Source organism: Pseudazoarcus sp. NS34 (assembly GCF_059703725.1).
The window spans coordinates 784,248-797,529 of sequence record NZ_BAAKIZ010000001.1 but is presented as its reverse complement, the minus strand read 5'-3'; the positions used below and the strand labels follow the sequence as shown (position 1 = coordinate 797,529).

General features: G+C 64.4%; 16 protein-coding genes. 5 read left to right on the top strand and 11 right to left on the bottom strand.

Annotated elements, in window-relative coordinates; translation table 11 throughout:
• Positions 1-21: 21 nt before the first annotated feature.
• The gene (blaOXA, locus tag AC6H0N_RS03810) at positions 22-801 is read right to left on the bottom strand and encodes a class D beta-lactamase (protein WP_497573242.1); all 780 of its coding nucleotides are present in this window, start codon (positions 799-801) and stop codon (positions 22-24) included.
• Positions 802-1,034: 233 nt separating this feature from the next.
• Between blaOXA and AC6H0N_RS03805 the strand changes: the two genes are divergently transcribed.
• Positions 1,035-2,177, top strand: a complete 1,143-nt coding sequence (locus tag AC6H0N_RS03805) for a formyltransferase family protein (RefSeq protein WP_497572726.1) — start codon at positions 1,035-1,037, stop codon at positions 2,175-2,177.
• Positions 2,178-2,249: 72 nt separating this feature from the next.
• Here the strand turns inward: AC6H0N_RS03805 and AC6H0N_RS03800 are convergent, their stop codons facing one another.
• Positions 2,250-3,209, bottom strand: coding sequence for an MBL fold metallo-hydrolase (locus AC6H0N_RS03800; protein WP_497573241.1), 960 nt, complete (start codon positions 3,207-3,209; stop codon positions 2,250-2,252).
• A 360-nt stretch (positions 3,210-3,569) separates the two neighbouring features.
• Here AC6H0N_RS03800 and AC6H0N_RS03795 point away from each other — a divergent pair, with 360 nt between their 5' ends.
• Both AC6H0N_RS03795 and AC6H0N_RS03790 read left to right on the top strand, forming a co-directional pair.
• Positions 3,570-4,706, top strand: coding sequence for a glycosyl hydrolase (locus AC6H0N_RS03795; RefSeq protein WP_497572725.1), 1,137 nt, complete (start codon positions 3,570-3,572; stop codon positions 4,704-4,706).
• Positions 4,707-4,716: 10 nt separating this feature from the next.
• Positions 4,717-4,974, top strand: coding sequence for a MoaD/ThiS family protein (locus AC6H0N_RS03790; protein ID WP_497572724.1), 258 nt, complete (start codon positions 4,717-4,719; stop codon positions 4,972-4,974).
• Positions 4,975-5,059: 85 nt separating this feature from the next.
• Here AC6H0N_RS03790 and AC6H0N_RS03785 read toward each other — a convergent pair whose 3' ends face one another.
• Together AC6H0N_RS03785 and AC6H0N_RS03780 are read right to left on the bottom strand one after the other, a co-directional pair.
• Positions 5,060-5,452: a hypothetical protein gene (locus tag AC6H0N_RS03785; protein WP_497572723.1), complete on the bottom strand. Its 393-nt coding sequence runs from the start codon at positions 5,450-5,452 to the stop codon at positions 5,060-5,062.
• 117 nt (positions 5,453-5,569) lie between these two features.
• Positions 5,570-6,043, bottom strand: coding sequence for a hypothetical protein (locus tag AC6H0N_RS03780; protein ID WP_497572722.1), 474 nt, complete (start codon positions 6,041-6,043; stop codon positions 5,570-5,572).
• Positions 6,044-6,338: 295 nt separating this feature from the next.
• Between AC6H0N_RS03780 and AC6H0N_RS03775 the strand changes: the two genes are divergently transcribed.
• Complete coding sequence (locus AC6H0N_RS03775) at positions 6,339-6,518, top strand: DUF6435 family protein (RefSeq protein ID WP_497572721.1); 180 nt, start codon at positions 6,339-6,341, stop codon at positions 6,516-6,518.
• Positions 6,519-6,555: 37 nt separating this feature from the next.
• Complete coding sequence (locus tag AC6H0N_RS03770) at positions 6,556-7,923, top strand: HTH domain-containing protein (RefSeq protein ID WP_497572720.1); 1,368 nt, start codon at positions 6,556-6,558, stop codon at positions 7,921-7,923.
• Positions 7,924-8,069: 146 nt separating this feature from the next.
• Here the strand turns inward: AC6H0N_RS03770 and AC6H0N_RS03765 are convergent, their stop codons facing one another.
• The 7 genes from AC6H0N_RS03765 to AC6H0N_RS03735 form a co-directional block, all read right to left on the bottom strand.
• Positions 8,070-8,252, bottom strand: coding sequence for a hypothetical protein (locus AC6H0N_RS03765; protein ID WP_497572719.1), 183 nt, complete (start codon positions 8,250-8,252; stop codon positions 8,070-8,072).
• 84 nt (positions 8,253-8,336) lie between these two features.
• Positions 8,337-9,317 (bottom strand): extracellular catalytic domain type 1 short-chain-length polyhydroxyalkanoate depolymerase, encoded by a 981-nt coding sequence (locus tag AC6H0N_RS03760; RefSeq protein WP_497572718.1) that lies wholly within the window; start codon positions 9,315-9,317, stop codon positions 8,337-8,339.
• A gap of 154 nt (positions 9,318-9,471) precedes the next feature.
• Positions 9,472-10,080 (bottom strand): HD domain-containing protein, encoded by a 609-nt coding sequence (locus tag AC6H0N_RS03755; protein WP_497572717.1) that lies wholly within the window; start codon positions 10,078-10,080, stop codon positions 9,472-9,474.
• Between the two features lie 28 nt (positions 10,081-10,108).
• The gene (locus AC6H0N_RS03750; protein WP_497572716.1) at positions 10,109-10,963 is read right to left on the bottom strand and encodes a diguanylate cyclase domain-containing protein; all 855 of its coding nucleotides are present in this window, start codon (positions 10,961-10,963) and stop codon (positions 10,109-10,111) included.
• Positions 10,964-11,176: 213 nt separating this feature from the next.
• Positions 11,177-11,875, bottom strand: coding sequence for a class I SAM-dependent methyltransferase (locus AC6H0N_RS03745; protein ID WP_497572715.1), 699 nt, complete (start codon positions 11,873-11,875; stop codon positions 11,177-11,179).
• A gap of 34 nt (positions 11,876-11,909) precedes the next feature.
• A complete protein-coding gene (locus AC6H0N_RS03740) occupies positions 11,910-12,476 on the bottom strand; it encodes a DUF1905 domain-containing protein (RefSeq protein WP_497572714.1) in 567 nt (188 codons plus the stop codon).
• Positions 12,477-12,625: 149 nt separating this feature from the next.
• Positions 12,626-13,192, bottom strand: a complete 567-nt coding sequence (locus AC6H0N_RS03735; protein WP_497572713.1) for a dihydrofolate reductase family protein — start codon at positions 13,190-13,192, stop codon at positions 12,626-12,628.
• Positions 13,193-13,282 lie beyond the last annotated feature (90 nt).

The window sequence follows — 13,282 nt, the reverse complement described above, 5'->3', positions numbered from 1 at the left end:
ATACAACGGACGCCCCTCCAATCAACGGCATGGCAGTACGCCCGCCAGTGCCAGGCTTTCTCGCCCCAACAGCAGACGCAACGCGGCGTCGTCCGCTGAGCGCATGTCGATATTGAGCGCGAAGGCGTGAATGCGCTGACCGCACTCGACCCAGCCGACCCACCAGCCAACCCCCGGATCCGGCGCGTTCTGCCAGCCGGTCTTGCCATACAAGCCCCAGCCCGGCCCCGAGTCCATGCGCGCGATTACCCGCACGCTGCGTTGCGCACCGGGCGCGTAGGGCAGCCCGCCGGCGGCCAGGCGGGAGAGGAAATCCACCTGCTCGACCGCGCTGATGGCCAGCGGCCCATCCAGCCAGAAGCGGTCTACGCGCTGTCCGACTTCAGCGTTGCCGTAGCCCAGCCGTGCCAGATCCTTGCGATAGGTCTCCAGGCCGGTGCGGCGGGCGAGTTCCTGGAACACCGGCACGTTCGACATCGGAAAGGCCTCTCGCAAGCCCATGTCGCGCTCCCATTGCGGGAAGGGTTGCGGCCTGCCACCCCACGGCAGGACTTCGTCAACATCGCGTACCGTGTTGCGCGCGAGCCCGATCAGGGCGTTGGCGATCTTGAAGCTCGATGCCGGCACAAAGCGCGTGTTTGCTCGCGCCTCGTCGTGTCCAAGCAGCGTGCCGTCGGGCATTGCCACAACGAACGTTCCCTTTACGTCGGCCTGCGCGAACAACGCGGCGATCCCTGAGTGCTGCTGCCACTGGCTTGCGCTCGCAAGCGTCGGGGCGAGCGTGATGAGCAGCGAACACATCCAATTGCGGAACATCCTCTTCTCCCTGGGTCGAGCTTTCACTGACGCGGCTGGCGCAGCTGCGCCGGCCGGACGGACCGTCATGTTAAATGCGAACCAGCTCAGAAAGCCGGAGATAAACGGCAGCGACGAACGCGGTAACATCGCCCCTCGAAGCGACGCGTTCGTCGTGTCGCGCGCAAGGTGAATGTCCCGCAGCTTGCTTCGGGGCGCAATCGGAACAGGAGATCTGCATGAAGTGTACCGTCATCGGTTCGCGCTATTTTGGCGCCGCCGTTCTCGCCAACCTGCTTGAAGACGGCATGCAAGTGGTGCGCGTGGTCGCCCCCGCCGCTGACGACCGACTGGCCGTGGCGGCTACCAATGCGGGCATCCCCCTGTCGATTCTGGCGAGCCCGCGAACGGTCCCCGGCAGCGATCTGCAGGAAGACTGCGATCTCATCGTCGCCGCTCACACTCACGCCTTCGTCACCAAGGAAGCGCTGGCACGCGCGAAGATCGGCGCCATCGGCTATCACCCTTCTCTGCTGCCGCGGCATCGCGGCATCGCGGCGGTGGAATGGACGCTGCTCGAAGGGGATCCGATCGCCGGCGGTTCGATCTACCACCTCGACGACGGCTGGGACGCGGGCGCCATCGCCGCGCAGGACTGGTGCTTCGTCGAGAAGGGTGAAGGCCCGCGTGAGCTGTGGGAGCGCGCGCTCGCCCCGCTTGGCCTCAAGCTCATCCGGCAGGTCGTCAAACACGCTGCCGAGCACGGCACGCTGCCGGCGGAGCAGCAGGACGAGCGCTTTGCCACGCGCGCGCCGCTGATCAAGCGTACGGTCAAGCTGATCGAACAGGATCACCCGCTGACGACGTCGCTGGTGGTTAGTGTGGTCGGGCCGGACAAGCCGGGCATCGTGCGCAAGGTGTCGGACTGCGCACAGGCGGCAGCCGTGAACTGGGCCGACAGTCACATGACCAGCGTGGCCGGGCAGTTTGCCGGCATGGTGCACCTGCAGGTTGCGCCGGATGACGCCGAAACCGTAATGGCTGCGCTGCGCAAGCTGGAAGACGACGGCTTGCAGATCACCATCGCGCGCAGCGACGCGCGCGCGGTTCCGGCCGGGCGACGGGTGGTGCGCCTTGAACTCGCGGGGCCTGATCGTCCCGGCATCGTTCGTCGCCTGTCCACGGCCTTGGCCGAGCGTGGCGTGAGCATCGAGAACCTCGACACAGAGATCGTCGGCAAGGACAACGAGCCTCATGTCTTCAAGGTGCACGCGCAACTGGTTGTGCCGACCGCGCTGGCGGACGAGGCGCTGCGCAGCACGCTGGAGAGCGTTGGCAACGAGCTGATGGTCGACATCGCCCTGGACGCACACGCGGCCTGACCTGCGGCGTTCGGCGCAAAAGCAACGGGGGGCGGAAATCCGCCCCCCGTTGTCACGCCTGGATGGGCAATTTCAGCAGCCGTTGACGCATTTTGCTGCGCCGTCGAAAGCCATGCTGCGGCCGGAAAGTGGCAAATGCACCGGCACGTTCACCGCCTTGATGAAGGCTTCGGTTTTGGTGTTCGGCAGCAGCTTGCCGCCTTCGGTGGCGACCTCGTTGGCATGCGAGGCAAGAACAGCCGCCGGTTTGACCAGCTCGTTGATGACGTAAGCAGCCTCGCGCGGGCCGGTCGTGAAGGTGCCGCCGATGTTGAGCACCGCCAGCTTCGCGCCGTAATGCCCGCGCACCACCAGGTCCTGCTCGGCGGTGATGCCGGTGTCCCCAGACAGATACACGACCAGCCCGTTGCTGAAGGTCAGCACGTAGCCGCCCGGCGGGCCGACGTAGGCGGTCAAGCCGACCTCGGAGAGCATCTTGGCGTACTCGGTGCCCATGAACATCGGCGCGAGTCCGTTGCTATGCACCGCCGGCACGCTGGCGATGTCCACCCCGCCAACCTTGGTCGAGCCGCCGAATCGCACCAGCTGCACCTGAGAGCGCTCGCCGCCGGCTGCGGCAATCTTGTTCTGGAAAAAGGCCGGCATTTCGCCGCCGACGATGAAGCGCGCCTTCGTGCCGACGACGATATTCACGCTGTTGGAGTTCGGCGTGACCTTCACCGAAACGTCCGGCTTGCCGCAGGTGCCGGCATTGGCTTCCGGCTGGATGCTGTCGCCGAGGTGGTCGCCATGCACGTGGCTGAGCAGGACGACATCGATGCGCCCCAGACGCGGATCATCCGGCCCGCGCACCGTGCGGCCGGCATCATAGAGAATGCGCGTACCGTCCGGGTCCTCGAACACGAGGGCGCGGTCCATGGCGCAGAACTCGCCGTCATGACTGCCCAGCGGCGTCACCGTGACCGTGCTCGCGTTTGCGGCAGCGGCGCTCGCCATGATTGCCAGTCCGATACTCCATGCTGACCATTTCATCTTCTGCACGTCTGTCTCCTTCCAGTTTGCCGGCACGCCGGAACAGTCCAAAGGAAGAGTAGGCGTGACCTGCCCCCGCCGCCAGCGGGAAAACCTCAAGCTTCCCGCGTGTGTACTTGTGGTGTGAAGGGCTCCCCGCGTCCGCCAGTCCACCAGAGGGGCTCCGGGCTATCGCCGTTCTCCTCAAGCTTCTCTTCGATGTCTTTGTAGTTTTGCATCACCAGCCCTCCGTTCTGGGGGCGGCCTCACGATGACCGGCCGCAATCTTGTTGTGGGCAGATGTCGAAATCGGTCATCCCAAATCGACTACAAAGCATGGACAGGCCATTCCGGCCGCGCCTTTGCCGAAGGGAGTACATCGTGACGACACGCCGACCCACCACCATCGTGCTGCTAGCCACCCGCAAGGGCGCCTGGATCTTTCACGGCAACCACACGCGTACGCGCTGGCGCATCGACGGGCCGCATTTTCTCGGCCACATCATCAACCATCTCGTGCTCGATCCGCGCGACGGACGTACCTTGCTGGCCGCCGCCAGTACCGGCCACCTCGGCCCAACCATTTTCCGCTCGACGGATCTCGGCGCGACCTGGACCGAGGCAAAACGTCCGCCCGCATTCGCAAAGGCCTCGGACGGCTCAGGGCGCGCCGTCGGCCAGACCTTCTGGCTTACCCCCTGTCACGCCAACGAGCCTGACGTGTGGTACGCCGGCACGTCACCGCAGGGGCTGTTCCGCTCGGAAGACGGCGGCGACACCTGGCATCCGTTCTCGTGCATCAATGACGACCCGGAATACCGCAAATGGATGGGCACGGCGCAGGACGGCACACCGGACGGCCCCAAGCTGCACTCGGTGATCGTCGATCCGCGTGACCCGAAGCACCTGTACTTCGCGATGTCCGGTGGCGGTGTGCATGAATCGACCGACGGCGGCGAGACGTTCGCGCCGCTACTCGACGGCCTCGAAGTGGTGGAAGGTTTCGACAAGTCCGATCCCACCTTTCACGACCCGCACTGCGTGCGCATGTGCCCCACCAACCCCGATCGGCTTTACCAGCAGAACCACTGTGGCATCTACCGGCTCGACCGGCCGTCCTCACGCTGGGAGCGCATTGGTCGCAGCATGCCGGCCAGCGTGGGCGACATCGGCTTTCCGATGGTGCTGCATCCGCGCGACCAGGACACCGCCTGGGTGCTGCCGATGGATGGCCAGACGGTGTGGCCGCGCACCAGCCCTGACGGCAAACCGGCCGTGTACCGCACCCGCAACGGAGGCAAAAACTGGCAGCGGCAGGATCGCGGCATGCCGCGCAAGCAGGCGTGGTGGACGGTCAAACGGCAGGCGATGTGCGCTGACGCCTGCGATCCGGTCGGGCTGTATTTCGGCACCACCGGTGGAGAGCTGTGGGTGAGCACGGACGAAGGCTCGGAGTGGCAGTGCATCGCGCGCAACCTGCCCGAGATCTATGCGGTCGAAACGGCCGAAGTGGCCTGAGGGTGGCACGATGAAGGTGCTCATTCCCACCCCGCTGCATTCCTACACCGGCGCCGCGATGGTCGAAGCCGAGGGTGACACGCTTGATGCCGTGCTCGACGACCTCGACCGCCGCTACCCCGGCATCCGCTTTCGCGTGGTGAATGAGCAAGGCCGTGCGCGTCCGCACATGCGGATATTCGTCAACGGCATGTCGGAGTTCGATCTGTCTCGTTGCCTGGCCGAAAGTGACGAGGTAGTGATCGTGCAGGCGCTCAGCGGCGGTTGATGGAGGGCGAAGAATCGCCGCTGCCGGGCCGCCTACAGGCCGACCTAGGGGCCGACGCGGCTGCGCGTGTCGGCCCTTCCGCGCGTCAGTTGCGCAGCAGGTTCAGGTCACTCTGGATACCGCTGCGCAGGTTTGCGATCCAACGGTTGTAGCTGCGGTGGATCCTGCCGTCCCGGTAGTCGAGATTCTGGCTGCTGTGATACTCGAGGCTGTAGGCCGTGGCCGAATAGGGGATCTCGATGACGGCGTGGTGTGAGCGCAGCGACAGACTGGCCTCGATCAGCCCCGGCCGGACCACCCGCGTGCTCCAACCGAGTCGCTTCGACGCGTTCAGAATGGCCTTCTCGACGTCGCCTTGGGTGAGCCGCTTGCCGCTGGCCGAGGTCGGCACACTGTCGTTGCTCACGTTCACCAGCGGCTTGCCGGTGCACCCGCCCAACACAAAAAATGCCACCACAATCAGGATGATTCTGCTCACGTTCTGTCTCCGTCGGTCAGATGAATCTGGTTGAAAGCGCCATACATGGTGGCATTCGCATGCTACGAAAAACCGCACGATACCTGAGATCGTCAGACTGCAGGCATACGGCACAATTCATCTGACATCCCGTTGATCACCGCGACGCAGCCAGCGCAGCAGATGCGCCAGGGCGGCGCCGGGCAGGGCGGTCAGATAGCCCATCACCACAGTAATCACGAGCACCAGGGGCCAAAGATTGTGCTTCGTCGGGTCCATCAGCCCTTCCACGATGACTCGCAGCATCAGGGCGGCTGGCAGCGTCATCGCCATCACGTTCAGGCTTCTGGCAAACGAGGCGGTGCCACTGAAGCGAAGCAGGAACGAGAGAACAAAGACCACAACCACGCCGACGCCGAGCAGGCTGTCGGGTACGGTCACCTTGCTGTAGGGGGTGAGCCAGAACGGGATGCCTACAGAAAGCAGGCCCAGCATGTAAGCGCCTGCGAGCAGGCCGGTGCGTGATCGCAACACGGTTGAGCCTCCGTTCAGTGGCTTGCCAAGGTCATATTTGAGGCGAGTGATGCAGCTCACGCGCAGCAGGGTCAGCACGGGCGTAACGTCCGTCGAGGTCGCCTGTCAGGCGCTCGAAACGTGCAGGGCGGTAGTGGTATGCGCATGTGCTGGATTCATTGTGTGTTGATTTCATGCGCTGCGCCAGATGCTCATCATGCCAACCAACTCACAGGGCTCCTGACATCAGGATCTGTCCCGCTGCCTGCAACCGTGGCCGGCATTGCTCCGTGCTCAGGCGGGCGAACCAAGCGCCGGCTTGCCAGTCCTAACTGCGCCTGCCCGGAGCCGCCCCGGAAGGCCAACCCCGTCAGGCGGCTGCTTCGGAGCACACATGTTCGGACTGTTCAGGAAAGACCCCCGCAAAGCCCTGCAGCAGCAATATCAGCAGAAGCTTGAGCAGGCCATGCAGTACCAGCGCAACGGCGACATCATGAATTACTCGCTGCTCAGCGCCGAAGCTGCGGCGCTTGAAAAACAGCTGGACGCGCTGGATACGCCTGCCGGCGGGTAATTTCGCCGGAGCGGCGCGCGCTTGCTATGCTGCCGCGATGTCCCGATCGACCCGCCTCCTCGACCTGCTCCAGCTGCTGCGCCAGCACCGCGCGCCGGTAAGCGGCAAGCGCCTGGCCGAGGAACTTGGCGTGTCGCTGCGCACCCTGTACCGCGACATCAGCGCGTTGCAGGCCATCGGCGCCGACATCGAGGGTGAGCCCGGTTTTGGCTATGTGATGCGGCCCGGCTTCACGCTGCCGCCGTTGATGTTCTCGGATGACGAGATCGAAGCACTGGCGCTTGGCCTGAAATGGGTTGGTCGCCGCGCCGACGATGAACTCGGCCGGGCCGCAACCGACGCTCTCGCAAAGCTGGCTGCCGTATTGCCGGCGGAATTGCGGCATCGGCTCGACCAGTCCCCGCTGATGGTCGGCCCCGGCTGGAGCAGACCACAGGCCGTGGAGCTTTCGGTGCTGCGCTACGCCATCCGCGACGAGCAACGCCTGAGCATCCGCTACCGCGACGAGCGTGGTCGTCACTCCGAACGCACGATCTGGCCGCTCGCCATCGGGTTTTTCGAGTCGACGCGCGTCGTGGTGGCCTGGTGCGAACTGCGCGAAACCTTCCGTCACTTCCGTGCTGACCGGATTCAGGCGGCTGAGCGCCTCAACGAGCGCTATCCGCGCCGTCGCCATGCGCTGCTCAAAGACTGGCGCGCAAGCCTGCTGACAGAAACTGTCAGTGGGGCTCCCTATACTCCGGTCACCCTGTCAAACACCGAGGACAAAGGCATGAACCCGGAAATCGTTTTCTACACCAACCCTTTCTCGCGCGGCGGCATCGTGCACTGGATGCTGGAGGAAGTCGGCGCGCCGTACCGCATCGAGAAGGTCGAATTCGGCCCGGCCATGAAGAGCGCCGATTACCTCGCCATCAATCCGATGGGCAAGGTCCCCGCCATCCGCCACGGCGACACCGTCGTCACCGAATGCGCGGCGATCTGCGCCTACCTCGCTGACGCCTTCCCGCAAGCCGGGCTGGCGCCGCCCGTGGCGGAGCGCGGCGACTACTATCGCTGGCTGTTCTTCGCCGCCGGCCCGCTTGAAGCGGCAATCTCGTTCCAGGATGTCGGCTTTCAGCCGACCCCCGAGCAGCAGGCGCGCTATGGCCATGGCAGCTACCCGCTAGTCATGGATACGCTCGCCGCCGCGCTGCGCGGACGCCGCTACATTGCGGGTGATCGCTTCAGCGCTGCCGACGTATACGTCGGCTCGCACATCGGCTGGGGCATGCAGTTCGGAACCATCGAGCGACGCCCCGAATTCGAGGCCTACTGGAAAGGGCTGGACGAGCGCCCGGCCCACCGGCGATCCGCGGAGTACATCGAACAGGCCTCGGCAGCGCAGGCCTGGAAAGAGGCCTGAACCCGGCGCCCCGGTCGGGGCGCCGCTCTACACGGGGCGGTGACACGTGCCTTCCCCCGCGGTGATGAACAGCATCGTGGTCGGGCCGCTGGTACGGGCCGTGTGCCATGTGCCGCGCGGCACCAGCACGAACGCACCGCTCTCGTTCAACTCGACCAGTCTTCGCTGAAGGTGTGACGGGATACCAGATACTCGTTGCGGAACGACCCCAGCGCGCCGCCCGCAAGCCGCCCCCAGAAGCCATCATCCACCGGCAGGGGCTCGATCGACACGTCCGGGCGCAGACGCAGAAAGGTGGATTCCAGATGGTGTTTGGCCGATTCAGTCATTGAAACCTCCACAAGTGTCGTGCGGCATTCAGAGCGCCCGGTGTACCGCTGCCTTCAGGGGATAGAGACTCCGACGCGCCGGGCTCAGCGAGCAGAAACCGACTCGAAGAACGCCCACATCACGTCGTTCGCATCGAGTGCTTGTGAGGCCGCTTCCTTGCCGCGCCGTACCTCCTGCGCGCCGGGCCAGGAATGCCCGCCCTGTTCCGTCACACACAGCTGCACCGCCGCGTTGTCGCGGCAGCCGCTGTAGCGCTCGCAATAGGCGCCGGGCGTTTCGAACACGCGCACCGGGCGAGCCTCGCAGCGGTTGCGCCCGACCCAGCGCGCCACGGTGTCCGGCACGGAAACGAAGTCCATCACCTTCGATTCGTCGCGAAACGCGTCCTGCCCGGCGCCGCCGTTGAACAACACGTGCGTGTCGTTGCGTGCGTGGATGTGCAGTACCGGAACGGCGCGCGATGGCTGGCATTCCTGCATGGCTTCGGTGCCGGCCACCGACGCCACCGCCCGGAACAGGTCGGCAGCCTCGCACGCCAGCCGATAGGCCATCATCCCGCCGTTGGACATGCCCGTTGCGAAGATGCGCGCCGGGTCGATGTTCAGTTGCGACTGCACTTCGGCCACCACGGCCCGCACAAAAGCCACGTCGTCACTGTTGCGATCGCGCGCATCTCCGCAGCAGCCACCGGCATTCCACGTCGCCAGCCGGCCGCGCCGGAACTTGCTGTAGCCGTTGGGAAACACCACCACAAAGCCTTCGCGCTCGGCCGCGCCGATCAGGCCGTAGCGTTCGTCATCGGCCATATAGGCCGCGTGTCCGCCGCCTCCATGCATGGCCACTACCAGCGGCGCCGGCCGGGTCGGGTCCAGGCGGGCCGGCACATGCAGCACGTAGTTGCGCGCATCGCCCGCGAAAGGCAGCGTGCGTTCGTGCGTGCCAGCCGCCGGAGTGCCTTCCTTGGGCGCCTGTCGGCGCTCGCGCCAGCTGGAGCCATCGCTGGCGCAGGCCGCTGCGGAGCAGAGCAACGCAGCGCAGAACAGTGCAGACAGGGAAGGTTTCATGGCGGACGTGGGTGTCTAAGGAGTGAATGCCATACACATTAAATCAGCAAACTCGGCCCCGCATATACGGGACTTGTGAAACTGATTGCTCGCACTTGCCGCCGTCGTCGCACGCTCTTCCACTCCTACCCAAACGGTAGTGAGGCGCGACGGATCACGGCATGCATTGGGCCAGATTGGCTCGCGCCTGGGCTTCGTATCGCGACCTGAAGCGGTCTGTGCTGTAGATACTTTCACGCGCCAGAAAGCTGGCGAGCACCTTCTTGCGCTTCACGCGGTACAGCACGCCGGGCACCCAACGGTATTCGGCGCGAACCTGCTGATCGAATTCTGCAAAACGCTCGGGCGATGCGCCCAGAATGGCCAGGTCGATGTCCGCCAGCAACTGCTGGTCGAGGCCTTCCGGCCCCGCCTCGTGACAGGTGGCCATGATCAGATCCACCACGCGCTGCCTGATGCGCTCGTCGGCGCCGGCTTGCGCCAGTGCCTGCGCGGCCCATGCCGCGCTGCGGCGCTCATTGTCCTTGCTGCGCGTGACGTAAACCGCGTCGTGAAACCACAGTGCAAGCTCGACCTCGCCCGGATGCACGGCCAGATCGGCGGCGTCGGAAAAGTGCGCGATGCACTCTCGCAGGTGCTGCAGCGTGTGATAGCGCCGATGCGGTTCGGAATAGGCCGCCATCAGCGCGTCGAACAGCGCGGGGGGAGCGCTCAGTTGCAGCGCGCTCCACGCTCGTTCCCACGATCGTTCGAGTGATGTCATGCGCAGGCCTCCGCTTGTTGGGTGCGGGCTACGAATCTCGCCGCTTCATCCGGTACATGGCGTCGTCGGCATGGGCCATCAGCGTTGCCGAATCCGGCCCGTCCGCCGGATAGCAGGCCATGCCGATGCTGCAGGAAGGCATCCCGACATCACTGAATTCGGCGTCCAGCGGCTCGGCCATGACCTCCCGGATCTGATCCGCCTTGGCGGACACCGCTTCAGGCGAATCGATATCCGCCAACAGCACGACAAACTCGTCGCCGCCCAGGCGTGCCACCGTATCGGATTCGCGCACGCAGCGCTCCAGACGGCGTGCCACGGTGCACAGCAAACGGTCACCCACCGCATGGCCATGAACATCGTTGATGCGCTTGAAGCCGTCAATGTCGACGAACAACAAGGCCAGGCTGCCCTTGCGGCGACGCGCCGAGCGCAAGGCCGTGTCGAGGCGGTCGTAGAACAGTGATCGATTGGTCAGCTTCGTCAGCGGATCGTGGTGTGCCATGAACCGCAATTCGGCCTCGGCCTGCACCAGCGACGTCACGTTCCGGGCGACGCCGATGCGCACGCGCTCCTCTTCGGACCAGCGTGCCGCCCACAGGATGTTTACGACGCTGCCGTCCTTGCGCACATAGCGGTTCCGGAAATCGATGTGAGGCTCGCCATCCATGACGCGGCGTGCCGCGGCGAGCGTCTTTGCGCGGTCTTCCGGGTGCATGTAGCTGGTCATCAGGGTGCCGGTCATCTCGTCGGCGTCGTAGCCAAGCAAGGTCGTGCAGGTGTCGCTGACGAACACGATCCGGTTGTCCGCATCGACGACGAACACTGTATCCAGCAGCAAATTGATCAGTTTCGGGTAGAGCGCGGTCAGGTCAGCAGGCATGGGCAGAGGGGGGTCGCTTTGCGGATCGCGAAGAGTACATGCGACAGATTAACGCGGATCACGCCTTTGACACCGAACGGCCATACCAGAGCGGCAATACCGCACGCGGCCCCGACGGAGGGGTGAGCGATGCTGACTGCGATCGGTGTTGTTGCGAATGGCTCTGGGGGCCGATCCAGGAGAAACCGGCTTCAATCCGGGCCAACCAGTCCGTCAGTTTTGACGTGTGGCGAACCACGCGTGGATCAGCCCGGCCTGATAGAACGGCACCGGCGCATCAAAGCCGCCCGCCGCAATCAGCGCCGCCGTTTCGGAAGGTGGCAGCACGGCTACATCCTTCTGATAAGCAGCGCGCATCTGCGCCACCGCTTCGGGTGAAATCCCAGCGCCCGACATCATGCGGCACCACATCATTAGCTGCGCCTCGTACTCCGGCGAGCGCACATCCGCGGACAGGTCAGAGCTGGCAAGTACGCCTCCCGGCTTCAAGCGCGCCGCAATTCCGCTGAAGAGTCCGATGCGCGCATTCCGATCCAGAATGAACTGTGAGACCAGAAAGCAGGTTGCCGCATCGAAGGGCTCGGCATCGCCAAGCGAGTCCAGATACCCCTCATGAAACGCACAGCGGTGCGTAATCCCCGCCTCTTCGGCCTTGGCCCGACATACTGCCAACATCGCGCCCGACGGCTCCACTGCGGTGAAGGTCCAGCCCGGAAAACAGCGGGCCAGATACAACAATTCCGCCCCGGTGCCGGCCCCTACGCACAGCACCCGTGTATCGGCCGGCAAGTCGGCAAACACCGATTCCAGCAGGAAATGCAGCCCCTCACGAATCGGTGCGGTGCGCTCCCATCGCTGGTCGTAGACGGCGGCTTGCTGGTCGAAGATCGCTTTTATTTCATTGGATTGCATCGGGCTTTCCTGAGCAGTGCGGTGGTCAGACGAATCAGTCAGCAGCCTCCGGCGCACTGAAGGCCTTGCTGTAGAAGCCCGATGGGTCGAAGCAGCACACCCGCTTCTTTCCCGCCGCAAGCATGTCGCACGCGTCGTGAATGCGTTTTGCGCGCGTCTTGGCCTGCTTCGCAGTCGTGATCCAGTGAATCCAGTCCAGCCGTGCGATGGTCGTCGTGTCGTTCCAGGCCTGGCTGGCTTCTGGCGCTGCCGCCAGGGCGTGCTGAAGGTCGAACGGAAGCTCCGGCTCAGGCTCCTGCGCAACCGGAAGAATATCCAGCGTTACGACGTCACCGGCCTCAACGCCTGCGGCGTCGCTCAGCTCCTTGCTCACCCGCAGCCAATGGCTCAACTGGCCATCCGGCTCAAGGGTCTGTTGAAACGGGTGCCCGTTGATTGTTCCGCTCACGGTCGTTCGGCCCCTTCTCGGGAGGCATTCGCTCGCGGCCTTAGGCAGAACCACGAACATCCACTCGGGGCCGTCGCCGGGTTTCAGCGGGCGAAGTAATCTGGCTTCGAAGGGCGAACACTCTGCGGTTTGAGACATTTCCAATTCACTCACCAATACATGCAAAGCCGGTTGAGTCGCTCACGCTGTAGGCTCTTGCGCACTTCACATTGAAGGCGCGGAGGCGTCATCCGTGAGCCACATTCCGAGTCCGGCGGCTTGCTGGAAGATGGCTTTGATTTCGTCGTCGTTCATCTGCCGCCTCAGGGCTGGGAGTGGTCGCGCTGAATCTCGTAGCGCAATTCGGCCATGCCCGAGCCCATCTGCTGAACCGACATCAGACGCAAGGCCGGGTTCAAGAGCTGGCGGGGGAACAAGGGCTTGCCGCGCCCCAGCGTTGCCGAGCCGATCTGGATGATCATCTCGTCCAGCAGCCCTGCATCATGGAACTGCGCAGCCAGATCGCCGCCGCCGACAATCCAGATGTTCCGCCCGGCAGCAGCGGTCCGCATTTCTTCATGAATTCCGGCCACGTTCCCGCGCGCGAAACGGACGTCTGCGCCCTCGATCCGTTGCAGCTTACGCGTTGAAAACACCCAAGTCGGCTGCGTGTAGGGCCACGCCGAGCCGGTCTCTTCCGCAACTTTCTCCCCATTGCGCAGCAACCACTCGTAGGTTGCCGACCCCATGGCCAGGGCGCCCACGCCTTCGATGAATTCCGGATAGCTGGAGTTGTTCAGATCGCCGAGCGGGAAGAGCCACTCCAGCGAATCGTCTTCGGTCGCGATGAAACCGTCCAGACTGGTGGCGGCGTAGTACTGAGTTTTCATTGCTTAACTCTTGATGTTGAATTCAATGCGGCAGATCCCGGATCAATTGCGCCTGGCTTGGTAGAGGTGTCCCAGGCGGTCCATACAGCG

Coding starts and splice junctions, on each gene's coding strand:
- AC6H0N_RS03735 (WP_497572713.1), bottom strand. CDS start 13,192: ATGAAAACTCAGTACTACGCCGCCACCAGTCTGGACGGTTTCATCGCG.
- AC6H0N_RS03760 (WP_497572718.1), bottom strand. CDS start 9,317: ATGAAACCTTCCCTGTCTGCACTGTTCTGCGCTGCGTTGCTCTGCTCC.
- AC6H0N_RS03805 (WP_497572726.1), top strand. CDS start 1,035: ATGAAGTGTACCGTCATCGGTTCGCGCTATTTTGGCGCCGCCGTTCTC.
- AC6H0N_RS03765 (WP_497572719.1), bottom strand. CDS start 8,252: ATGACTGAATCGGCCAAACACCATCTGGAATCCACCTTTCTGCGTCTG.
- AC6H0N_RS03775 (WP_497572721.1), top strand. CDS start 6,339: ATGTTCGGACTGTTCAGGAAAGACCCCCGCAAAGCCCTGCAGCAGCAA.
- AC6H0N_RS03755 (WP_497572717.1), bottom strand. CDS start 10,080: ATGACATCACTCGAACGATCGTGGGAACGAGCGTGGAGCGCGCTGCAA.
- AC6H0N_RS03745 (WP_497572715.1), bottom strand. CDS start 11,875: ATGCAATCCAATGAAATAAAAGCGATCTTCGACCAGCAAGCCGCCGTC.
- blaOXA (WP_497573242.1), bottom strand. CDS start 801: ATGTGTTCGCTGCTCATCACGCTCGCCCCGACGCTTGCGAGCGCAAGC.
- AC6H0N_RS03790 (WP_497572724.1), top strand. CDS start 4,717: ATGAAGGTGCTCATTCCCACCCCGCTGCATTCCTACACCGGCGCCGCG.
- AC6H0N_RS03770 (WP_497572720.1), top strand. CDS start 6,556: ATGTCCCGATCGACCCGCCTCCTCGACCTGCTCCAGCTGCTGCGCCAG.
- AC6H0N_RS03750 (WP_497572716.1), bottom strand. CDS start 10,963: ATGCCTGCTGACCTGACCGCGCTCTACCCGAAACTGATCAATTTGCTG.
- AC6H0N_RS03800 (WP_497573241.1), bottom strand. CDS start 3,209: ATGAAATGGTCAGCATGGAGTATCGGACTGGCAATCATGGCGAGCGCC.